We start from the raw sequence: 21999 nt of genomic DNA, 5'->3' as shown, positions 1-21999 counted from the left end.
TGACAGGCTCAGCGCATGGGTCACGTCGACGTCGCACACCTCGAATACGTCCTCCCCGATGGGAGGCTGCTGCTCGGTGACGTCTCCTTCCGGGTCGGCGAGGGGTCGGTGGTGGCGCTGGTCGGGCCCAACGGCGCCGGCAAGACGACCCTGATGAAGCTGATCGAGGGTGTCCTGACGCCTGACTCCGGCACGGTCTCGGTCTCCGGCGGCCTGGCCGTGATGCCGCAGTTCGTGGGCAGCGTCCGCGACGGCTCGACCGTGCGCGACCTGCTCGTGGCCGTGGCGCCCGACCGCATCCGCGAGGCCGCTCGCGCGGTGGACGCGGCGGAGGAGGCGCTGCTGCACAGCGACGACGAGGCCACCCAGATGGCCTACGCCCAGGCGTTGTCGGACTGGGCGGAGGCCGACGGCTACGACTACGAGAACACCTGGGACATGTGCACGATGGCCGCCCTGGGCATCCCGTTCCACGCCGCGCAGCACCGCGAGGCCAGCACCCTGTCGGGCGGTGAGCAGAAGCGCGTGGTGCTGGAGGCGCTCTTCCGCAGCCCCGCCGAGGTGCTCCTGCTCGACGAGCCCGACAACTACCTCGACGTGCCCGGCAAGCGGTGGCTGGAGGAGCAGCTGCGCCAGACCCGCAAGACGGTGCTGCTGATCTCCCACGACCGCGAGCTGCTCTCCGAGGCCGCGGAGAAGATCGTCGCGGTCGAGCCCTCGCCCGCCGGCGCCGACGTGTGGGTGCACGGCGAGGGGTTCGCCAGCTTCCACGAGGCCCGCCAGCACCGCTTCGCCCGCTTCGAGGAGCTGCGTCGGCGGTGGGACGAGCAGCACGCTCGCCTCAAGAAGCTCGTCGTCAACCTGCAGCAGGCCGCCTCGGTCAGCCACGCGATGGCCTCGCGCTACGCCGCGGCCCAGACCCGGCTGAAGAAGTTCGAGGAGATCGGACCGCCGCCGGAGCCGCCGCGCGAGCAGGACATCACCATGCGCCTCAAGGGCGGACGTACGGGCGTGCGCGCGATCACCGTCACCGACCTGGAGCTGACCGGGCTGATGAAGCCCTTCAGCCTGGAGGTTTTCCAGGGTGAGCGGGTCGCGGTGCTCGGCTCCAACGGTTCCGGCAAGTCCCACTTCCTGCGACTGCTCGCCGGCGGCGAGGTCGACCACGCGGGCACCTGGAAGCTCGGCGCCCGCGTCGTGCCCGGACACTTCGCCCAGACCCACGCCTACCCCGAGCTCAACGGCCGCACGCTGCTCGACATCCTCTGGTCGGAGCACTCGCTGCAGCGCGGTCCGGCGATGTCGTCGCTGCGGCGCTACGAGCTGGAGCAGCAGGCCGAGATCACCTTCGACCGGCTCTCGGGCGGCCAGAAGGCGCGCGTGCAGATCCTGCGCCTGGAGCTGGGCGGGGCGACCTCGCTGCTGCTCGACGAGCCGACGGACAACCTCGACCTGGAGAGCGCCGAGGCGCTGCAGTCCGCGTTGGAGGCCTACGAGGGCACGGTGCTGGCGGTCACCCACGACCGCTGGTTCGCCAAGACCTTCGACCGGTTCCTGGTCTTCGGGTCCGACGGTGTCGTGCGTGAGACCGACGGCCCGGTGTGGGACGAGGGCCGCGTCGAGCGGCCTCGCTGAGCCTCGATTCGGGTAGGGTCGAGGCGAAGGAGGTGGCCACCATGGCAGACACTGCCAGTGCCGCAGGAGGGGGAGCGATCTACGGCCTCGGCGTCTTCGGGGCGTGGGTCTACTTCTGGCAGGACGCCGACCGCTTCGCTGAATACGCATACGCGGTCTTCCAGGGCATCTTCTGGCCTGCCTACATGGTCTTCGAGGCCTTCGCAGCGCTCAACGCGTGAGGCCTGCGCCGCCACCGAAGGAGCCGTCCGACAGGACGTCCGGCCCGACGTCCGGCAGGGCGCACTGGGTGCTGCACGTCGACATGGACCAGTTCATCGCCGCGGTGGAAGTCCTGCGCCGCCCCGAGCTGGCTGGCCTGCCGGTCATCGTCGGCGGACGCGGTGACCCGACCGAGCGCGGCGTCGTCTCCACGGCGTCGTACGAGGCCCGCGCCTTCGGGGTGCGCTCGGGGATGCCGCTGCGTACGGCGGTGAAGCGCTGCCCCGACGCGGTCGTGCTGCCGGTCGACAAGGCGGCGTACGACGCGGCGTCGGCCGTCGTGATGGCAGGCGTGCGCGCGGTGCCCGGCACGGTCGTCGAGGTGCTCGGGTGGGACGAGGCGTTCGTCGGGATCGAGACCGACGACCCCGAGGCGGTGGCCCGCACGATCCAGGAGCGGGTGCTCGCCGCCACCGACCTGCACTGCAGCGTCGGCATCGGCGACACCCGGGTGCGGGCCAAGATCGCCACCGAGTTCGGCAAGCCGCGAGGCACCTTCCGGCTCACCGAGGAGAACTGGTTCGAGGTGATGGGCGAGCGGCCCGTCCGCGACCTGTGGGGCGTCGGGAGCCGGATCTCCCAGCGCCTCGCCGACCTCGGCATCGCCACCGTGCACGACCTGGCCACGAGCGACGACACCCAACTGGCCGCGGCGTTCGGGCCACGCACCGGGCCGTGGCTGGGCGAGCTGGGGCGCGGCGCCGGCAGCGCGGCCGTGGACGACACCCCGTGGGTGCCGCGGGCGCACGGTCGTGAGACGACCTACCAGCAGGACCTGGTGACCGCCGACGAGGTCGAGGCGGCCGTGCAGTCGCTCGCCGAACAGGTGGTCGCCGACATCCGTGCCGAGGGCCGGCCGTGCCAGCGGGTGCACCTGAAGGTGCGGTTCGCGCCCTTCTTCACCGTCCACCGCTCCCGCAAGCTGGCCGAGCCGACGTGGGAGCCGGCCGTCGTCGCCGCCACCGCGCTCGACCTGCTGCGCCGCCTGGAGGACGAGCGTCCGATCCGCCTGCTCGGGGTGCGGGCGGAGATGGTGCCGCCCCAGGGCGGCTACTGATCAGACGCTCCTGCCGGGTGTGCAGATGATGCAGGGCGGGGCCACCGCAGCGGCATCATCTGCACACTCACCCTCAGGGGATGCGGTGCAGCCACTCGTCGGTGGCGAACTTCGACGCCACCAGGGCCTCGGCCTCGGCCAGCGTCTCCTCGTCCAGCGCCACCGGCGTCAGGCCATAGCTCTCGGCGAACTCGCCCACCAGCGCCTCGATGACCTGCTCGCGCTCCAGCCCGGTCTGCGAGCGCATCGGGTCGACCCGCTTGGCGGCCGACTTCGTGCCCTTGTCGGAGAGCTTCTCGCGCCCGATCCGCAGCACCTGCGTCATCTTCTGCGCGTCGATGTCGTAGGCCATCGTCACGTGGTGCAGGACGCCGCCGGTGGCGAACCGCTTCTGCGCGGCGCCGCCGATCTTGCCCTGCGGTGAGGCGATGTCGTTGAGCGAGGCGTACGACGCGTCGACCCCGAGACCCCGCAGCGCGCGGAGCACCCAGGCGTCGAGGAACTTGTAGGACTCGGCGAAGCTCTGCCCGGCGACGAGCGTGGCCGGGACGTAGAGCGAGTACGTGATCGTGTTGCCGGGCTCGACGAACATGGCCCCGCCACCGGAGACACGGCGTACGACGGCGATGTCGTGCTCGGCCGCGGCGTCGAGGTCGACCTCGTTGCGCACGGACTGGTAGGAGCCGATGATCACCGCGCTCGAGGCCCAGTCCCAGATGCGCAACGCCGGCCGGCGGCGGCCTTCGGCGACCTGGCGGGCGAGCACCTCGTCGACCGCCATCTGCATGAGCGGCTCCAGCGGGCCGGCGTCGACCAGCTCGAAGTCGTGGTCCTCCCAGGTGGTCGCGCGGCCCAGCGCGCGCATGACGGTCAGCGCCACGTCGCGGGGCGCGAAGCCGAGCATGACCGCGTCGCCACGGGCCTCCTCGACCCGAGCGGTCAGGGCCTCGAAGGAGGCGTCCACCGACACGCCCTCGAGGGCGGCGCGGATGTCGTCGAGGGCTTCGTCCGGCTCGAGGAAGAAGTCTCCGGAGACGACGACGTCGACCAGTCGGTCGTCGTCGACCCGGGCGTCGACGCGTACGAGCTTGCCGCCGGGGACCTTGCGTGCACCGCTGACCTTCATGTGGACGTAAGCGTCCCCCGTCACGAGGTCATTCCCGCCCGACGACGAGGTGGCAGGCGTCACGCCCGGGTGCCTCCGACCCCGCGGCCTGCGACGGCCACGGCGCGACTTAGCCTCGTCGTCCCGGGTTCGTAGGTCCCCCCACCCTCATGGGACCCGGGAGAAGGATGCGTCATGCCCCTGCAAGCCCCCCAGACCCTGCCCGACACCGACACCGACACCGAGCGCCTGCTCGGCGTCGACGAGCTCTTCTTCTCCACCACCGACTCCCGCGGCGTGATCCAGCAGGCCAACTCGGTCTTCGTACGGATCTCCGGCTACGCGCTCGACGAGCTGCTCGGCGCCCCCCACAACCTCGTCCGACACCCGGAGATGCCGGCCGGCGCATTCCGGTTGATGTGGTCGTGGCTGGCGTCGGGCCGCCCGATCGGCACCTACGTGTGCAACCGGACCAAGGACGGTGACCACTACTGGGTCCACGCGGTCGTCAGCCCCGTCGCCGACGGCTTCCTGTCCGTGCGGATGGCTCCGCGCGAGGGCACCCTGGAGACCGTCCGCGAGGTGTACGCCGTCGCTCGCGCCGCCGAGGCGGTGGCGGAGGACCGTGGCGCGACCCGGCGCGAGGTCGCCGAGGTCGGTGAGGAGGCGTTGCTCCAGGCGCTGCGCGAGCACGGGTTCGACTCGTACGAGGAGTTCATGCACGACGCACTGCCGGCGGAGATCTCTGCGCGCAGCCGGGCCGCGGAGGCCCACCAGCGGCCCGCGGCCACGGGCGAGATCGCGCAGGTGCTCACCGGCACCCGCGCCGTCGACGCCCTGCTGGGCGAGCTGGTCGGGCGCCTCGACGACTACCAGGCGCTGGGCGACGAGCTCACCGACACGTCCCTGCACGTGCTGGCGATGACCGCCGGACTCCAGGGATCCGTGGTCGCTGCGCAGGAGGCCTCGGCACTGGTCGCCGACAAGTCACCGGTGCTGGCCAACGTCGCGCGGGTGATGGCCCAACCGATGAACGAGGCGATCGCCGACCTCGAGAAGCTCTCCCCCGCCTTCGCCCACCTGCACACCGACATCGCCCGGATGCGCTTCCAGATCGCGCTCGCGACGCTCTACAACGAGATGGCCGCCGCGTTCGCCGCCGAGGTGCACGACGGGGTCGCCCCGCACGAGTCGCTGTCAGCGGTCCCGTTGCTCTGCGACGCCGTCGAGGCGTGCGTGGTGGAGATGTCGCAGCAGGTGCAGCAGGTCAACGCCGACCTGGAGGAGGTCGCCGGCGTGGTCACCGAGGCAGCCGGTCTGCTGGAGGACTTCCGTCGCTTCATCGGTCAGTGGCGCCACCTGGTCTTCCGCCACGCCCGCGTCGAGCTGGGCGAGCAGGTGCGTCCGGTGGACGAGCAGATCAGCGCGTCCTGGCGCTACGCCGAGCAGCTCCAGCAGCTGGCCCAGCGAGCCTCGGGCGCCATCGTGGCGTTCGACCCGGCGGCCTTGCGATCGCACTTGGTCACGATGCGGGTGGAGTGAGCGTGTCGCGCAGGTAGCAGATTCGGCAGTTCCCGAAGGACGGCACCGCCACGGCCGATGGGGAGATCGACTGAACCGTCCGCCTTGGCGCCGTCCCCCTGCCGTGGGTGACCCGGCACGCCCGCGCCTTGCGCCGGACGGTTTCCGCCGTCCCCCTGGAGCTCGCCTTGTCCATCCTGAAGAACGCCGCCTCCCTGCTGTGCCTGGCGACCGTCGTCTCCACCGTGTCCACGGTCCACGCCGACGCTGCCGCCGCCGCTACCGGCGCGGCGAGCTCGTGCTTCGCGGCCCCAGACGCGTCGGCCCTCGGGACCGCACGTGGGCGCACCCTCTCGACCCTCCACCACCACGACGGGAAGGTGTTCTACGGATACGGCGACTACGACGCCAACACGGGCTCGTCGTCCACCCCGCAGGGCACGAACGTCTCCTACTTCGACCCCGGGACGAACGAGTTCACGGTCGCCTTCCCGCACTTCAAGTCCGAGGAGGTCAACACCTTCCGAACGTTGAGCGACGGCAAGCTCTACGTGCCCAACATCGACCCCTCACTCGGCGCCCGGGCCACCAACGGCTACGCGACCGACGCCGACGGACAGTGGGCCGACATCGGGGAGGGCATCAACAGCGTCCACGTCTTCGACGTGGCCCGCGTCGGCCAGGAGGTCTTCGTCGCCGGAGCCCACCAGCCGGTGGCAGGCGGGGATGCCCGGGAGCAGTACCGAGCCGTCGTGTGGCGCAGCGCCGACGGCGGCAGGACGTTCACCGAGTCCCTCGTCGACACCCACGCCGACGTCACGATGCGCGACGGCTTCGAACGCTTCTACTGGCTGGCCGTCCTCGACGGGAAGGTCTACGCCCGCGCAGACACGAACAACAGCTCGCCGATGATGCGTTTCGATCCCGCTGCCGGCGGGTGGGAGGCGGCTCCCGGGGTGACGGAGCCCGACTTCGGTCGTTGGATCTACGACGGGCACGACGTCCTCACGTGGAAGGGCCGCATCTGGACCGCCGGGTCGTCGGGCCTGCGGTGGTACGACGGCACGACGACCGGCCGCGTCGCGCTGCCGCGTACGGCGCTGCCGCGCAACGCCGCGGTCGGGACGGACGGCCACCTCTACGTCCTCGACACCGCTTCCCGGGTCTGGCGCATGACCCACACGTCGGTGTCGCAGGAGATCGACCCGGTCCCCTTCCGGGAGGCGGCCGCCGCCGCTGAGACGCTCCTCCAGGAGACGGGGAGTGCCATCGCCTCGGCCGAGGCGGTCGACGAGGCCGCGCGTCTGGCGCTCGGGGCGTCGGCAGACCACCACGAGTCCAGCCTCGAGGCGGAGGTCCGGGCGAGCAGCGCGCTGGCCGAGGCGCGGGACGCGCTCGAAGCAGCCCACGAGGCACTCGCTGCGCAGCGCGGCGCGCGGACGGAGGCGCGCACGGCGCTGGACGTTGCCGACACCCGCGCCGTGGAGGCCGAGGCTGCCGTGTCGAGCGCCGAGGAGAAGGTGTCCGTGCTCGAGCGGGCCCACTCCGGGGCGCGGGCGACGGTGGAGTCGGCGCTGTCTGCGCTCGTCGCTGCCAGTGCTGCTGCCGTGGAGGCCGACGAGGTCGAAGGCGACCGCACCGAGCGACTTCGCTCCGCCACCTCGCAGCGGGAAGCAGCCTCGGTGGCGCTGCTGGACGCTCGGGCTGCCAGGGCCGCCACACAGGACAGGGTCACGTCGCTGCAGCGGAAGTCGAGCGCGCAGGCCGCGAAGGCGAAGCGGGTGCGGGCGAGGATCTCCTGGCTCAGGAAGTCCGTCGCCACGGCGAAGAGCCGGGCCCGCCGGCTGTCCCTCCGGAAGCGTGTCGCCACTCAGCGCAGGCACCTCGCCCGCACCACCGCCGCTCGCGCCTCCACGACCAGGTTCTTGACGGTCGCCCGGGCCGACGCTCGCGAGGCCCGCTCCCAGGAGCAGGCGGCGGTGCACCACCTGTCGGAGCGTCAGCGCGCGGTCTCCGAGGCGACCACCGACCTCACGGCCGCCCAGGGTGCAGCTCGTGCGGCGACAGAGGCCTCCCTCGCTGCGGCCGCTGCGCACAGAGTCGCTCAGGACGAGGAGCACGCCGTCGAGGTGGCATTGGCGGCGGGCAGGCGCGTGCTGCACGACGCGGTTGCCCGGTCCACCGCCGTACGCACGGTGGCCACCGCCGCGGGCACCGCACTCTCGACGGCCGAGAAGGAGCTGTCCTCTTCCACCGCTGCCGCCACCCGGGCCGAGGCCGACCTGGTCGAGCGCACGTCCGCTGCCGCGGCGGCCAGCGCGGCCGTCGAGCAGGCGGCGGTCGCCCTCCGCGACGCCACCGAGGCAGCTGCCTCCGCCCGGGCGCGCGCGGACGAGGCCGCAGAGAAGGTCAGGTCCGCCGAGGCGGGACTGGCGGTCGCGCGTGAGCGCCTGGCAGCAGCGAAGGCCACCGCCGGGCGTCCCCCGCTGACCACCTACACGCTCTCCTCGAAGGCTGTCGCCGAGCTGGGCAACGCCTCCGCCGTCACGGTCACCGACGGCAGGCTCTGGTACTCGAAGGGACGTGGGGACGCCACGCTGTGCTTCCGGCCGCTGACGCAGTGAGGTGGTGAGCCCGGACAGGGTTTCCGCGCGGGTGACGGCCAGGACGACGGAGCGCCCGTTGGGATCCACGGCAACCCAGCCGCGGCCTCCCGCTTTGTCGATGCGTTCCGTGCTGTCTACAAGGCAAGTCACCCAATTGACTGACAGCAGCGTGCCCCCTCGACGAGATTCGGCAACAAAACTCCGGCCGCGCGTCACGTAGCCCTTCAGCCACCGCGTCAGTGGGTTGACGAGGAAGCGTCCTCGCGCCAACCCCGAGGAGGCACCATTGAAGGGCGAAGACTCGTTCCTGGAGTTCGCGGAGGCTCGCACGCCGACGCTGCTCCGGGCCGCCTACCTGCTCTGCGGCAACCACCACGAGGCCGAGGACCTGGTCCAGGAGACGCTGGCGAAGCTGTACGTCGTCTGGGGGCGCCGGCAACTCGACAGTCCGGTCGCCTACGCCCGTACGACGCTCACGCGGACGTTCATCAGCAGCCGCCGGCGGCGAAGCAGCACCGAACGACCCACGGAGTTCCTGCCGGACGTCCAGGCTCCCGGCGCCGACGCCGACCTGCGGGTCGACCTCGTCGCGCAGCTCGCACAGCTGCCCCCGCTCGACCGGGCGGTCCTCGTGCTGCGCCACCTGGAGGACACGTCGGTCCGCGAGACCGCCGAGATCCTCGGGATCAGCGAGGACCTCGTCCGGTCGCGCACCATGCGCGCCCTGCAGAAGCTGCGCCTGCGCATGACCGAGACGCCGGAAGCGTCCTTGACATGAATCACCACCAGGGAGATGACATGAACACCACCGACACCGACCTCAACGACCTCTTCCGGTCCGCCACCGACGACCTCGGATTCGAGACGGGGAACGTCGTCGCCGCAGGAACGGCGCGCGGGCGCCGCCTGCGCCGGCGCTCGGCCGCCGTCCGCATCGTGGGGAGCGTCGCCGCCGTGGCCGTGGTCGCCCCGCTGGGCTGGCTGGCGCTGAGCAACCAGGGCACCGATGCCCCCACAGCCACGACGCCGGCCGACCGGGTCGCGGCGGGCACCGACCAGATTCCTGCGGTGGCCGCCAGCGAGGTCATCCCCACCCTCGCCGGCCTGGTCGAGGAGATCGCTCCCGACCTGGAGACCTCGCCGTCGAACGACAGCGAGATCCACGAGATCCCGGTGCCGGGCGTACGCATGGGCACTCTGACAACCTCGGACAGCCAGGGATCGGGCTACGTGACGCTCCGGATCTCACCTGCCCAGCCGGCGGCATCGCACGAGCGCACCGTCGCGAACGTCTGCTCCGACCTCCTGCCGGGCATGGTCACCTACACCTGCACGGAGGTGGCCGAGGGCACCCTGGCCACTCGGACCCGGTCGCACGAATTGCCGCGGTCAGCGACCACGGCCGAAGCCATGCTGGTCACCCGCGAGGGCCTGGTCGTCATCGCTCACTCGCACAACTACAACCACCGGCGGGCCACCCGGCCGACGCCACCGCTCGACGTGGAGCAGCTGTCCGCCCTCGTCACCGCCGACGCCTGGATCACCCAGGGGGACGCCGCGGCGTTCCTCGAGGAGTACCCGCTGGGCACCCTCGCCTTCGATGCCGCCGGCGCTGGCGCCGAGCTCGCCACGATGATCGAGGAGGCAGTGCCGGGAGTGACCATCACCGAGCTGGACGCGGCGACCTTCGCCGCCGCCTATTCCCACGACGTCTACTTCACCTCGTACACGCGCAAGGGCCTCCTGGTCGACGACGGCGGAGGCGTCTCCTACGTGGAGGTGCTGCTGGAGTCGGCTCCCTACAACTTCACGGTCGAGAATCCGCCCGCGTGCCCGGCCAGCTCCTGCAGGCAGGACGAAGGCGGACGCCTGGACACCCAGGAACTCGCTTCCGACAAGGATGGCTCGGTCATCACCTACAACCGTGCCTCCTACCAGCGGGCCGATGGTGTGGGGGTGACGGTGAGGTCGACCACCGCCGCGGGGCCCGAGACTCCCGGCTCCACCCCCACTCGTGACGCCCCACTGCTCTCCGTCGAGCAGCTCAGCGCCATCGCGACCTCGGACGTCTGGGTGAACTGACGCCCAGCACCACGACGAGAATGACAGAAGGCCCCGATCGTTAGATCGGGGCCTTCTTCACGTGCGCGAGGGGGGAGTTGAACCCCCACGTCCTTTCGGACACACGGACCTGAACCGTGCGCGTCTGCCTATTCCGCCACTCGCGCTTGAAGCGTTGAGAACATATCCCACACGGCCGCTCCAGCCCAAACCGGGGCACGACCGCGGCAACCGCGGCGCGTGCACAGCGGCGTACGCCACACCGCTCCTGCACACAGGTTTCACCTTGTCCCCGCAGTGGGAACGGTTGTTCGTCACCCTGCCCCGATAGCATCGCCACAGGTCGCACTGCCCTGTCCGACCACCACCCCGGATGAGAAGGAGGTCGCGTGGGCGCCCTGCAACGATTCGAGCAGCGCCTGGAGAACCTCATCTCCGGTGCCTTCGCCCGCGCCTTCCGCAGCGCCGTGCAGCCGGTCGAGATCTCGGCCGCGCTCCAGCGCGAGGTCGACAACAACTCGCAGATCCTGAGCCGCGACCGACGCCTGGTCCCCAACCAGTTCCAGGTCGAGCTGGCCGACGGCGACCTCGACCGCCTCGCTCCCTACGACAACGCGATGGCGCGCGACCTGGCCGAGCAGCTCGAGGAGCACGCCGAGGCCCAGGGCTACGTCTTCCCCGGCCCGATCGAGATCACCTTCGAGCACGCGCCCGACCTGCCCACCGGGCAGATGCGCGTACGCAGCTCGGCCCGCGCCAGCGTCACGGGCGGTGACGACCACCGCTCGCGCGCCCGCAAGCCGCACGCCGTGCTCGAGATCAACGGCACCAAGCACCCGCTCCTGCCCCCCGGCGTCGTCGTCGGGCGCGGCACCGAGTCCGACGTACGCATCAACGACCCGGGCGTCAGCCGGCGCCACGTCGAGTTCGACTGCGTCGAGCGCGGTGACGGCCCCTACGTCACCGTGGCCGACCTCGGTTCCACCAACGGCATGCTCGTCGACGGCCAGCGAGTCGACCGCGCACGCCTGGGCAACGGCTCGACCGTCCGCATCGGCAGCACCGACATCCGCGTACTCTTCACCGACGATCACGCGGGGCCGAGCGCGGGAAGGAACTGAACCGTGTCCGAGCTGACGCTCTTCCTGATCCGCTTCGCCTACCTGGCGGTCCTGTGGATCTTCGTGCTGGCCGCCATCTCGGTGGTGCGTTCCGACATGTTCGGTGCGCGCGTGCCGGAGCCCCGTGCGGCGCGCGGAGCCCCGCGCGCCAAGCCCGGGAAGGCCGGCAAGCCCAGCAAGGCGCCGCGCCGCCGCGGCTCGCCCACCCACGTGCTCGTCGTCGAGGGTGCGAACGCCGGCGAGCGGGCCGACCTCAACGGTGAACCGGTCCTGATCGGCCGCGGCTCCGACGCCGCCATCCGCCTCGACGACGACTACGTCTCAACCCGCCACGCGCGCATCGCGCTGTCGGGCGACCAGTGGTACGTCGAGGACCTCGGCTCCACCAACGGCACCTACGTCGGCTCCTCCCGCATCACCGAGCCGCTCGCCGTCAGCGTCGGCACGCAGGTCCGGATCGGCAAGACCCTCCTCGAGCTCCGGAAGTAGGGCACCGCCGTGACCGAGCTCGACACCGACACCGCCATCAGGCCGGCCGTGCGCCCCGACGCCGACGGACCCGAGGGCGGCAACGGCGCGCTCCGGTTGCACTGGTCAGCCCTCTCCGACGTCGGCCGCGTCCGCAAGGACAACCAGGACTCCGGCTACGCCGGACCGTGGCTGCTGCTCGTCTGCGACGGCGTCGGCGGTGCTGCCCGCGGCGACGTCGCCTCCTCCACGGCCGTGCAGGTCCTGCGACGCCTCGACGAACCGTCCTCCGAGGACCTGCTGGAGCGCCTCGCCGGTGCCCTGCACCGCGCCCACGACCGGATCGCCGAGCTCGCCGAGGAGGACCAGAGCCTCGACGGCACCAGCACCACCGCCACCGTGGGCCTCTTCGACGGCCAGTCGCTCGGCCTGGGCCACGTCGGCGACTCGCGGGCCTACCTGCTGCGCGACGGCGAGCTGAGCCAGCTCACCCACGACCACACGTTCGTCCAAGGGCTCGTCGACGAGGGCCGGATCACCGACGACGAGGCGCGGGTCCACCCCCACCGCAACCTGATCCTCAAGGCGCTCGACGGCGTCCGCGACCCGGCACCCGACCTCTTCACGGTGGCGCTGAGCCCCGGTGACCGCCTCCTCTTCTGCTCCGACGGCGCCTCGGGCGTCCTCGACGACGAGCGACTGGGCGCCATCCTCGGCCAGGGCACACCCGACTTCGCCACCGTCGAGCTCGTCCGTGCCAGCCTGGAGGCCGGCAGCACCGACAACGTGACCTGCGTGGTCGCCGACGTCGTCCCCGCCTCCGACGCCCCCGTCGACGCCGACCCGCTCCTCGTGGGCGCGGCGGCCGACCTCCCGCGTACGGCAGGTGCCCCGCTCGGCGAGGCGACCGTGAAGGCGCGTACGCCGCGTTCCAGCACCGCACTCCCCGACGGGGCCAGCGGTGCGATCGCCACCGACCCACTCGACGTGGAGGCGGTCCGCTACGCCCCGCGTGCGCCGCACCGCTTCGCGTGGCTGCGCGCCCTCCTGGTGGTGCTCACGCTCGCCGGCGTCACCTGGGTGGTCGGCGTGGGCGCCTGGTGGTGGACCCAGCACCAGTTCTTCGTGGGCGAGGACGACGGCGTCGTGACGATCTACCGCGGCGTCGACACGACCCTGCCGGGCGGGTTCGAGCTCTTCCACCCCTACGAGACCACCGACGTCGTCGTCGACGGGCTCTCCGACTACGACGCCCAGCTGGTCCAGGACGGCATCGCCGCCGCCGACCTCGAGGCGGCGCGCACCACCGTCGACAACCTTGCTGCCCAGCAGTTCGGGGAGTGAGATGGCCCAGCTGACCCATTCCGGCTCCGCGCCCAGCTCGCTCATGGGCTTCGTGCACCGCAGCCGCCGCGGTGCCGAGCTCTTCCTCCTCATCCTCGCCCTCGCCGTCGGCCTGGGGGCGTACGCCGCGGTCGGCGTCGGCGTCAACGGCGAGATCCCCGTCAACATCGTGGGCTACGGCGGCTGGCTGACCGCCCTGCTGCTCGCCGCCCACGTGGCGCTGCGCTTCCTGGCGCCGTACGCCGACCCCGTGCTCCTGCCGGTCGTGGCCGCCCTCAACGGGCTCGGGCTCGCGGTGATCTACCGCATCGACCTGGCGCGCGGCAAGGAGATCGGCGGCCTGGCCCAGCAGCAGCTGATCTGGATGACCCTCGGGGTCGCCCTCTTCGTCGCCACGCTCTTCGTGGTGCGTGACCACCGCCTGCTGCAGCGGTTCACCTACACCTCGGCGCTGGCGGCGGTGATCCTGCTGCTGCTGCCGATGGTGCCCGGCCTGGGCTTCAGCAACTACGGCGCCAAGATCTGGATCAAGGTCGCCGGCATGACCTTCCAGCCGGGCGAGATCGCCAAGGTCCTGCTGGTCATCGCGTTCGCCGGTTACCTCGTGCGTCACCGCGACGCGCTGGCGCTGGCCGGACGGCGCATCCTCTTCATCGACCTTCCGCGCGGCCGCGACCTGGGCCCGATCCTGCTGATGTGGCTGATCAGCCTGGGCATCCTCGCGGTGCAGCGCGACCTCGGCTCGGCCCTGCTCTTCTTCGGCCTCTTCCTGGTGCTGCTCTACGTCGCCACCGAGAGGCCCGGGTGGATCGTCGTCGGCTCCGTGCTCTTCGCCGCCGGCGCGACGCTGGCCTACTTCGCCTTCGGCCACGTGCGCAACCGCGTGCGGATCTGGCAGGACCCGATGGCCTACATCGACGCGAAGCCCGGCTCCGGCCAGCTCGTCGAGGGTCTCTTCGGCATGGCGTGGGGTGGCCTGATCGGACGCGGCTTCGGCGAGGGCATGCCGTGGCGCATCCCCGTCGTGGAGTCCGACTTCATCCTGGCGGCGATCGGCGAGGAGCTGGGTCTGACCGCCGTCATGGCCGTCATCCTCTGCTACGGCCTGATCGTCGAGCGGTCGCTGCGCACCGCCCTGATCTGCCGTGACGGCTTCGGCAAGCTGCTGGCCGTCGGCCTCGGCTCGGTCATCGCGCTCCAGACGTTCGTGGTCATTGGCGGCGTCACCGCGCTGATCCCGCTGACGGGTCTCACCACCCCGTTCGTCTCCTACGGCGGCTCGTCGCTGATCGCCAACTGGGTGATCATCGCCCTCGTGGCGCGGGTCTCCGACCACGCCCGCAAGCCACCACCGGAGCTGACCCCCGACACCGACGAGGACCTGAACGAGACCACCCAGGTGGTGAGACTGCGATGAACAAGCCGATCCGGATGATCTCCATCTTCTGCCTGGGCCTCTTCCTGCTGCTCCTGGTCAACGTGACCTGGCTCCAGGTCTTCCGCGCCGAGACCCTCGCCGAGGACGGCCACAACCAGCGCGTCATCGCCGACAACTTCTCCCGCGAGCGCGGGGCGATCTTGGTGGGCCGCCAGCCCGTGGCGAAGTCGGTGCCCACCGACGACCAGTACAAGTTCCAGCGCGAGTACCCGCGCCCCCTGCTGTACGCCCACCTCACCGGCCGCTTCAACTGGTTCGGCACCACCGCCCTCGAGCGCACGCAGAATCCCGTGCTCTCGGGCCAGGACTCGCGGCTCTTCGTCAACCGGGTCATCGACATGCTGAGCAACCGCTCCCCCAAGGGCGGCAACGTGCAGCTCACGATCAACGCTGCGGCGCAGCAGGCGGCGTACGACGGACTCTCGTCCCTCCCCGGCAACGTGAAGGGCGCGGTCGTCGCCATCGAGCCCTCGACCGGCAAGATCCTGGCGTCGGTGTCGCTGCCGACCTACGACCCCAACAAGCTCGCCAGCCACCGTTTCGGGGAGATCATCAAGGAGCAGGAGCGGCTCCAGAAGGACCCGGCCGAGCCGCTGATCAACCGTGCCGCCGGGATGCGCCTGCCGCCGGGCTCCACCTTCAAGTTGGTCACCGCCGCCGCCGCGCTCGAGTCGGGCAAGTACAACGCCGACTCGCAGGTGCCCGGCGGTCCCTCCTACCAGTTGCCGCTGACCTCCGGCGAGTCCGGACGCATCGACAACGAGGGCCGGTCCTGCGGCGCCAAGACGGTCAGCTTCCGCCAGGCGATGCAGAACTCCTGCAACACCACCTTCGCCGCGCTCGCCGTCGAGGTGGGCGCTGAGGCGATGCAGGAGCGCGCCGAGCGCTTCGGCTTCAACGAGGAGTACCTGGACGACCTGCCCCAGGCGGTCTCGGTCTTCCCCCGCGACATGGATGCCGCGCAGACCGGCCAGAGCGGACTCGGCCAGTTCGAGGTCGCCGCGACCCCGCTGCAGATGGCCATGGTCGCCGGCGGCATCGCCCACGGCGGCAAGGTGATGAAGCCCTACCTCGTGGACGAGTACCGCACTCCCCAGCTCCAGGTGCTCGACACCATCGAGCCCGAGGAGCTGCACCGCGCCATCTCCGCGCGTACGGCCCGTGAGCTCACCGACCTCCTGGTCGGCACGGTCGACAGCGGCACCGCGAGCCCCGCCGCCATTCCCGGCGTGAAGGTGGCCGGCAAGACCGGCACCGCCCAGTCGGGCATCGACGACGTCCCGCCCTACGCGTGGTTCGTCTCGTTCGCCCCCGCCGACGACCCGGAGGTGGCAGTCGCCGTGATGATCCAGAGTGCCGACATCCCCCGCGGCGAGGTCGCCGGTGGGCGACTCGGCGGCCCGATCGCAAAGGCAGTGATGGAAGCGGTGATCTCCCGATGAGCAGCCCCACGAGTGTCGGACCGGGTGGGCGTTACGTCCTCGAGTCCCGCATCGCCACTGGTGGCATGGGCGAGGTCTGGCGCGCCACCGACACTGCCCTGGGCCGCGAGGTCGCGGTCAAGCTGTTGAAGGCCGAGTACGCCGACGACGCGATGTTCCGCCACCGCTTCGAGTCCGAGGCCCAGCACGCCGCGCAGCTCTCCCACCCCGGGATCGCTGCGGTCTACGACGTCGGCGAGGCCAACAACCCCGACGGCGGACCGCCGCGACCCTTCCTGGTCATGGAGCTGGTCGACGGCCAGCCCTTGTCGAACCTGATCAGGCCCGACGCGCCGATGGCGCCGGACGCCGTGCGCGACCTCCTCGCCCAGGTCGGCGACGCGCTGGGCGCGGCGCACCGCGCCGGGATCGTGCACCGCGACGTGAAGCCCGCCAACCTGCTGGTCACGCCGCAGCGCCAGGTCAAGGTCACCGACTTCGGCATCGCCCGCGCCGCCGAGGCCGTGGCGTTGACCCAGACCGGCCAGGTGATGGGCACCCCGCAGTACCTCTCCCCCGAGCAGGCCGAGGGTGGGCGGGCCACCGCCGCCTCCGACGTCTACTCGCTCGGTGTGGTGGCCTTCGAGTGCCTGACCGGGCGACGCCCCTTCCAGGCGGACTCCCCGGTCGCCACCGCCCTCAAGCACCTGCGCGACCCCGTGCCCGAGCTCCCCGACTACGTCCCGGCCGACCTGGCCCAGGTCGTACGCCGCGCCCTGTCGAAGAAGCCCGAGGACCGTTTCGCCGACGGCTCGGAGTTCGCTGCCGCCCTGCGCGACCCCGCGGCGTACGCCGGACCGCTGGGCGACCAGACCGTCGTGGCCGCGACTCCCCCCACCGAGCCGACCGCCGTGCTGGCGCCGACCGAGGCGGTGCCGGTCACGGCGATGACGCCGACGCCCACCGGTGCGGCGCCGGTGACCACGCCGCCGAGGGACGACGACCAGAAGTCGGGACGTACCGCCGTCATCGTCATCGTGGTCCTCCTGCTCCTCGCACTGCTCATCGGTGGCTTCCTGTGGTGGCGCTCCAACGACGACTCCGAGCCGCCGACCACGCCAGAGACCCCGTCGCAGTCCCCCACGTCCGAGGAGACCGAGGACCCCGATCGCGTCGAGGTCGACGCGGCCGACTACGTGGGTCGCGACGTCCGCGAGGTCGTCGCCGAGCTCGAGCGCCTCGGCCTGCGAGTGGCCCGCGACGAGAGCACGAACCCCGGGGGCGAACGGGCCGGTGAGGTGTTCGAGGTGAACCCGTCCGGCACGCTCGAGAAGGGTGACAGGATCACCGTGTCGTTCTGGGGCGAGGAGGCCTCCGAGCCGGAGCCCACCCCCACTCCGACACCCACCCCGACGCCCAGCCCCACCCCTCGGCCCACGCCGACCCCGACCCCGACGCCGACGCCGACCCCCACGCCGACGCCGACCCCGACTCCCACCGACGACGAGACGACCCCCGCCGACGAGAGCCTGACCCCCAGGCTCGAGTCGTGAAAGGCCTGAGATGAGCAAGTCCGAGCCGATGACAGTCGGCGGCCGCTACGAACTCGGCGAGCTGCTGGGTCGAGGCGGCATGGCCGAGGTCCGCAAGGGTGTCGACACCCGCTTGGGGCGCACCGTCGCGGTCAAGCGCCTACGGACCGACCTGGCCTCCGACGCCACCTTCCAGGCCCGTTTCCGGCGCGAGGCGCAGTCGTCGGCCTCGCTGAACCACCCCGCGATCGTCTCCGTCTACGACACCGGCGAGGAGTGGAGCGACGAGGCCCAGGGCGGCGTCGCGCAGCCCTACATCGTCATGGAGTACGTCGCGGGGCGCACCCTGCGCGAAGTCCTGCGTGAGGGACGCAAGATCCTCCCCGAGCGCGCCTTGGAGATCACCAGCGGTGTGCTGGCGGCGCTCGACTACAGCCACCGCGCGGGCATCATCCACCGCGACATCAAGCCGGCCAACGTCATGCTGACCCCCTCGGGTGACGTGAAGGTGATGGACTTCGGCATCGCCCGAGCCGTCTCCGACGCGTCCTCGACGATGACGCAGACCGCCGCCGTGGTCGGAACGGCCCAGTACCTCTCCCCCGAGCAGGCCCGCGGCGAGACCGTGGACTCACGATCAGACGTCTACTCCACCGGCTGCCTGCTGTACGAGCTGCTCACCGGCCGTCCCCCCTTCGTCGGTGAGTCCCCGGTCTCGGTGGCCTACCAGCACGTCCGTGAACCCGTCACGCCTCCGTCGGAGATCGACGCCGACCTGCCGCCGGAGATCGACGCCATCGTGCTCAAGGCGCTCGCCAAGCGGGTGGAGGACCGTTACCAGTCCGCCGCCGCCATGCGCCAGGACATCGACCGCTACCTCGCCGGCCAGGCAGTCTTCGCTACCCCGACCCCGCAGCCGCCGGCCACCTCCCAGACGGCCGTCGCCACCCCGGCCATCCCCGCTGCCCCCACCGACGACCGCAACGGGGACCGGGGCGCCGGCAAGGACAACCGTCGCGAGCGCAGTGGTCTGGTCCTGCTCATCCTCGGCCTCCTGGCCGTGCTCATCAGCGCAGCGGTCTTCGTGCTGCCGCGGATCTTCGAGGCGGCCGACGACCAGGTGCGGGTCCCCAACCTGATCGGCATGACCGAGGCGGAGGCCCGTGAGGCGATCGGTGACGCCGAGCTCAAGGTGGGGCGCGTCGACTACGAGGCCAACGAAGACGCCCCCGCCGACGAGGTGATCAGCCAGGACCCGAGCGCGATCTACGTCGACCCCGGCTCCTCGGTCAACCTGGTGGTCTCCACCGGTGCCCCCATGGTCGAGGTGCCGTTCCTGGTGGGTCAGGACCGCAAGGCGGCGCGCCAGGTGCTCGTGGACCGCAACCTCGAGGTCCGCATCCAGGTGACCGAGTCCGACGAGCCGCTCAACCAGGTCGTCCGCACCGACCCGGCGGCCTACAAGGAGGTCCCGGAGGGCACCGTGGTGACGCTCTTCGTCTCCGACGGTCCCGAAGAGATCCCCAACGTCGTCGGCATGACGCAGGAGGCCGCCGAGAAGGCCCTGCGCGACGCTGGCTTCGAGCCGGACGTCCTCACGACGAGTGACACCACCGAGCCGAAGGGCACGGTCATCCGGCAGAGCCCCCGGGCCGGCAAGGAAGGGTCGAGCGGCGACACCGTCACGATCGTTGTCTCGACCTACGAGGAGCCGGCCCCCGAGGAGACGCCGTCGCCGTCGGACACGCCCACGACCACTCCCACCCCCACGCCGACCCCGCCGGGACAGCTGCGCGACGACCGGGACTGACGACTCAGGACTCCAGCGGCACGGCGTAGGAGAAGTTGACCGGCGCGTCGTACGCGGGAGCGGTGATCCAGTCGTGGAACTCGACGTCCCACCCCAGCGAGATCTCGGGGTCGGCGACGGCCTGACGGAAGAGTCCGACCGCCGGGTCGGTCTGGACCTCGTTGTAGATCGCGAGCTGGTCGCCCACGGCGGTGATGACGTAGGGCGGCGAGAAGGGCTGACCCTGCAGCTGCACGGTGTTGCCGCTGCACTTGATGCCCGTGGTGGAGATGATCCGCTGTCCCATGATCGTGACCGCCTCGGCCCCACCACGCCACATCGCGTTGACGACGGCCTGGATGTCCTGCTGGTGGACCACCATCTCGTTGATCCGTTCACTGCTGGTCGCTCCGGCGATCAGCGACTCCGGCGCGTCGTCGAGCGTCACGGTCACCCCGGTGCCCGAGCGAGGCGTGAAGCCGGTCGGGTCCTCCATGACCTTGACCCTGGCGTTCGTACGCTGCGCCTTGCGGTCGCCGACCGAGGCGCTGAGCGCCTTCACCTCGGCGTCGAGCTCGGCCGCCTGGGCGTTGAGGCGCTCCAGCTCCTCGGACTCGGCCTCGACGATGGAGGCAAGATCGGTGTAGCGGGTGGGACGCAGGTCGGTGCCGTCACTGTTCTGCGCACTGACCATGAAGAGCGTTCCGCTGAGCAGGAAGACCACGGGCGTACCCCAGCGCCATGCCCGGCGAGGGGGGGAAGCGTGGGATCCGTGCGTCATGGCGACTACGCTAACTGCGCCCACCAACCCGAGTCCCACCACACACCACTAGGAGCACGGCGGTGTCCAAGCCCAAGGCCAAGAACGAGTCGGTCGAACCCCGGGAGAAGCTCGTCTCCGTCCGACTGCTGATCGCGGTGCTGCTGGTCGTGGCGGGGATCGCATGGATCGCGTACTACTACGCGGGCGTGCGCCCCGACCCCACCGTCTTCCCGGCGGAGAAGCCGGGTGGTCCGGCGTTCATCGCCGACCTCGGCAAGTGGAACTACCTGATCGGCTTCGGCGCGATCATCGTCGGACTCATGGTCTCCGCCCACCCCTCCACCCCGTTGGGCCGCGGCCGCGGCGTCGTGGTCGGGATGCTGGGCTGCTTCCTGATCGGCCTGCTGTGGATCTGCACGTTCTACATCTTCAGCGGCGACAAGATCTACGACATGTGGGTCTTCAACGACCTGCAGAACTACAACCTGCTGGTGGGCATCGGCTTCATGGCGGCGGGCTTCTCCTTCGCCACGCGCTGGGAGTGAGCACCCCTCCACCTGCTTCTTCCACCAGGTCTCCGCGAGGGCCGTACCCGTTGATCGGGTGCGGCCCTCGCTGTCATTCGCCGGGACGTTGCTCATCCACATCTGGGGAGAAGCCTGTGGACGAATTACATCCCTGTAGTTATGCACAGGTTCATCCCCATCTGTGGAGGATTTTCCCCGGTCTCCCGCCGGGAATGACCAAGTTCTCCACAGGCTGACGACTGTCAGGCCCATCCCAAGAGTCTCTCTCCACAGGAAGGGCCCTGCCAGAGCTCCGAAACACAAGAACCCGCCTCGAAGGGCGGGTTCCGTGTGTGTGGCCGGACGCGGGCCACGGGCGTACGCGACTCAGGCCAGGGCCAGTCCGCGGGCGACGAAGGCGGCCGCGATGACCAGGCCGATCAGGGCGAGACCGGCCCACTGCCACCTGGCCCGGTGCGGGCCCTTGGGGGCGAGCACCAGGACGGCCGTGGCCACGGCGCCGGCGACGAAGCCGCCGAGGTGGCCCTGCCAGGAGATGCCCGGGATCGTCACGGTGATGAACGCGTTGAGGGCCAGCAGCATGAGCAGGCCGCGTACGTCGCCGCCCACGCGCCAGGAGATCAGGAGCAGCGCGCCCATCAGCCCGAACACGCCGCCTGACGCGCCCAGCGTGGAGGAGTGGACGTCGGCGAAGGCGAAGACCGTGGCGCCGGCGCCGAGGGTGGAGAGCAGGTAGACGGCAAGGAAGCGGGCGCGGCCCAGGACGCGCTCCACCGGCGGCCCGAGGATCCACAGCCCCATCGCGTTGAGCGCGATGTGCCAGATGCCGACGTGGACGAACCCGTGCGTCAGCACCTGCCAGAACGCGCCGTCCGCGAGTCCTGGGTGCCACGAGGCGCCGGGGACCTGCGAGCAGAGCTCCGCGGTGGTGGCGTTGGGGAACCACGTCCCGGGGTCGTTGGCCAGGCAGGACCCCAGGGGGGAGAGCATCAGCTGGTCGGCCAGCCAGGATCCGGCGCCGCCGGTGGCCACCACGGCCACCCAGATCGCCACGTTGATGGCGATCAGGCCGATGGAGGTGGCCTGCGGGTTGGCCGACCGCTTGCCGCCGAAGGGCGTGAGGCCCTGACGGGTCTCCTTGGCGCCCTCGCTGACGCAGTCGGGGCACTGGAAGCCCACGGCGGCGTCGCGCATGCAGTCGGGGCAGATCGGCCGGTCGCAGCGCTGGCAGCGGATGTACGTCTCCCGTCCGGGGTGCCGGTAGCACTGCGGCACCCCGGACGCGGAGTGGGTGGGGTCGACGGGAGGCTGGGCCGACTGGTCGTTCACAGGTCTCCTCGATGCCTTCTC

General features: G+C 71.1%; 18 protein-coding genes and 1 tRNA gene. 15 read left to right on the top strand and 4 right to left on the bottom strand.

Annotated elements, in window-relative coordinates:
* The first annotated feature begins 15 nt into the window (after positions 1 to 15).
* The 3 genes from FCL41_RS00205 to FCL41_RS00195 all read left to right on the top strand — a co-directional run bounded on the left by FCL41_RS00205 (position 16) and on the right by FCL41_RS00195 (position 2953).
* Positions 16 to 1635, top strand: coding sequence for an ABC-F family ATP-binding cassette domain-containing protein (locus FCL41_RS00205; protein ID WP_137064530.1), 1620 nt, complete (start codon positions 16 to 18; stop codon positions 1633 to 1635).
* Positions 1636 to 1676: 41 nt separating this feature from the next.
* Positions 1677 to 1856, top strand: a complete 180-nt coding sequence (locus FCL41_RS00200) for a hypothetical protein (protein WP_137064531.1) — start codon at positions 1677 to 1679, stop codon at positions 1854 to 1856.
* Positions 1857 to 1924: 68 nt separating this feature from the next.
* Positions 1925 to 2953, top strand: a complete 1029-nt coding sequence (locus tag FCL41_RS00195; RefSeq protein ID WP_239021699.1) for a DNA polymerase IV — start codon at positions 1925 to 1927, stop codon at positions 2951 to 2953.
* Between the two features lie 73 nt (positions 2954 to 3026).
* Here the strand turns inward: FCL41_RS00195 and FCL41_RS00190 are convergent, their stop codons facing one another.
* Entirely contained in the window at positions 3027 to 4103 is a 1077-nt protein-coding gene (locus FCL41_RS00190; protein ID WP_338088651.1) for a lipoate-protein ligase small subunit, read from the bottom strand.
* A gap of 150 nt (positions 4104 to 4253) precedes the next feature.
* Between FCL41_RS00190 and FCL41_RS00185 the strand changes: the two genes are divergently transcribed.
* The 4 genes from FCL41_RS00185 (at position 4254) to FCL41_RS00170 (ending at position 10267) form a co-directional block, all read left to right on the top strand.
* Positions 4254 to 5600 (top strand): PAS domain-containing protein, encoded by a 1347-nt coding sequence (locus FCL41_RS00185; protein WP_137064532.1) that lies wholly within the window; start codon positions 4254 to 4256, stop codon positions 5598 to 5600.
* Between the two features lie 167 nt (positions 5601 to 5767).
* Positions 5768 to 8203, top strand: coding sequence for a hypothetical protein (locus FCL41_RS00180; RefSeq protein ID WP_137064533.1), 2436 nt, complete (start codon positions 5768 to 5770; stop codon positions 8201 to 8203).
* A 268-nt stretch (positions 8204 to 8471) separates the two neighbouring features.
* Positions 8472 to 8963, top strand: coding sequence for a SigE family RNA polymerase sigma factor (locus FCL41_RS00175; RefSeq protein ID WP_137064534.1), 492 nt, complete (start codon positions 8472 to 8474; stop codon positions 8961 to 8963).
* Between the two features lie 20 nt (positions 8964 to 8983).
* Complete coding sequence (locus FCL41_RS00170; protein ID WP_137064535.1) at positions 8984 to 10267, top strand: hypothetical protein; 1284 nt, start codon at positions 8984 to 8986, stop codon at positions 10265 to 10267.
* 62 nt (positions 10268 to 10329) lie between these two features.
* Here FCL41_RS00170 and FCL41_RS00165 read toward each other — a convergent pair.
* Positions 10330 to 10413: transfer RNA gene (locus FCL41_RS00165), tRNA-Leu, on the bottom strand.
* Between the two features lie 222 nt (positions 10414 to 10635).
* On the opposite strand from FCL41_RS00165, the gene FCL41_RS00160 reads away from it, so the two are divergent.
* Genes FCL41_RS00160 through pknB form a run of 7 tightly spaced genes read left to right on the top strand, consistent with a single transcriptional unit; the run spans position 10636 to position 19380 of the window.
* Positions 10636 to 11367, top strand: a complete 732-nt coding sequence (locus tag FCL41_RS00160) for an FhaA domain-containing protein (protein ID WP_137064536.1) — start codon at positions 10636 to 10638, stop codon at positions 11365 to 11367.
* Between the two features lie 3 nt (positions 11368 to 11370).
* Positions 11371 to 11856 (top strand): FHA domain-containing protein FhaB/FipA, encoded by a 486-nt coding sequence (locus tag FCL41_RS00155; RefSeq protein ID WP_137064537.1) that lies wholly within the window; start codon positions 11371 to 11373, stop codon positions 11854 to 11856.
* A 9-nt stretch (positions 11857 to 11865) separates the two neighbouring features.
* Entirely contained in the window at positions 11866 to 13179 is a 1314-nt protein-coding gene (locus FCL41_RS00150; protein WP_239021698.1) for a PP2C family protein-serine/threonine phosphatase, read from the top strand.
* Position 13180: 1 nt separating this feature from the next.
* Entirely contained in the window at positions 13181 to 14596 is a 1416-nt protein-coding gene (locus tag FCL41_RS00145; protein ID WP_137064538.1) for an FtsW/RodA/SpoVE family cell cycle protein, read from the top strand.
* A complete protein-coding gene (locus tag FCL41_RS00140; protein ID WP_137064539.1) occupies positions 14593 to 16059 on the top strand; it encodes a peptidoglycan D,D-transpeptidase FtsI family protein in 1467 nt (488 codons plus the stop codon). Before FCL41_RS00145 ends, FCL41_RS00140 begins: the two co-directional genes overlap by 4 nt.
* The gene (locus FCL41_RS00135) at positions 16056 to 17591 is read left to right on the top strand and encodes a protein kinase domain-containing protein (protein WP_137064540.1); all 1536 of its coding nucleotides are present in this window, start codon (positions 16056 to 16058) and stop codon (positions 17589 to 17591) included. Before FCL41_RS00140 ends, FCL41_RS00135 begins: the two co-directional genes overlap by 4 nt.
* Before the next feature lie 10 nt (positions 17592 to 17601).
* Positions 17602 to 19380, top strand: a complete 1779-nt coding sequence (gene pknB / locus FCL41_RS00130; RefSeq protein ID WP_137064541.1) for a Stk1 family PASTA domain-containing Ser/Thr kinase — start codon at positions 17602 to 17604, stop codon at positions 19378 to 19380.
* Positions 19381 to 19384: 4 nt separating this feature from the next.
* Here the strand turns inward: pknB and FCL41_RS00125 are convergent, their stop codons facing one another.
* A complete protein-coding gene (locus FCL41_RS00125; RefSeq protein ID WP_137064542.1) occupies positions 19385 to 20140 on the bottom strand; it encodes a DUF881 domain-containing protein in 756 nt (251 codons plus the stop codon).
* A 62-nt stretch (positions 20141 to 20202) separates the two neighbouring features.
* Here FCL41_RS00125 and FCL41_RS00120 point away from each other — a divergent pair, with 62 nt between their 5' ends.
* Positions 20203 to 20667: a cell division protein CrgA gene (locus FCL41_RS00120; RefSeq protein ID WP_137064543.1), complete on the top strand. Its 465-nt coding sequence runs from the start codon at positions 20203 to 20205 to the stop codon at positions 20665 to 20667.
* 348 nt (positions 20668 to 21015) lie between these two features.
* Here FCL41_RS00120 and FCL41_RS00115 read toward each other — a convergent pair whose 3' ends face one another.
* A complete protein-coding gene (locus tag FCL41_RS00115; protein WP_239021697.1) occupies positions 21016 to 21978 on the bottom strand; it encodes a rhomboid family intramembrane serine protease in 963 nt (320 codons plus the stop codon).
* Positions 21979 to 21999 lie beyond the last annotated feature (21 nt).

Origin of the sequence: Nocardioides jishulii (assembly GCF_006007965.1) — a bacterium.
Taxonomy (GTDB): domain Bacteria; phylum Actinomycetota; class Actinomycetes; order Propionibacteriales; family Nocardioidaceae; genus Nocardioides; species Nocardioides jishulii.
Note: the sequence above shows the minus strand (reverse complement) of the source record. Positions and strands in the feature narration are given on the sequence as shown.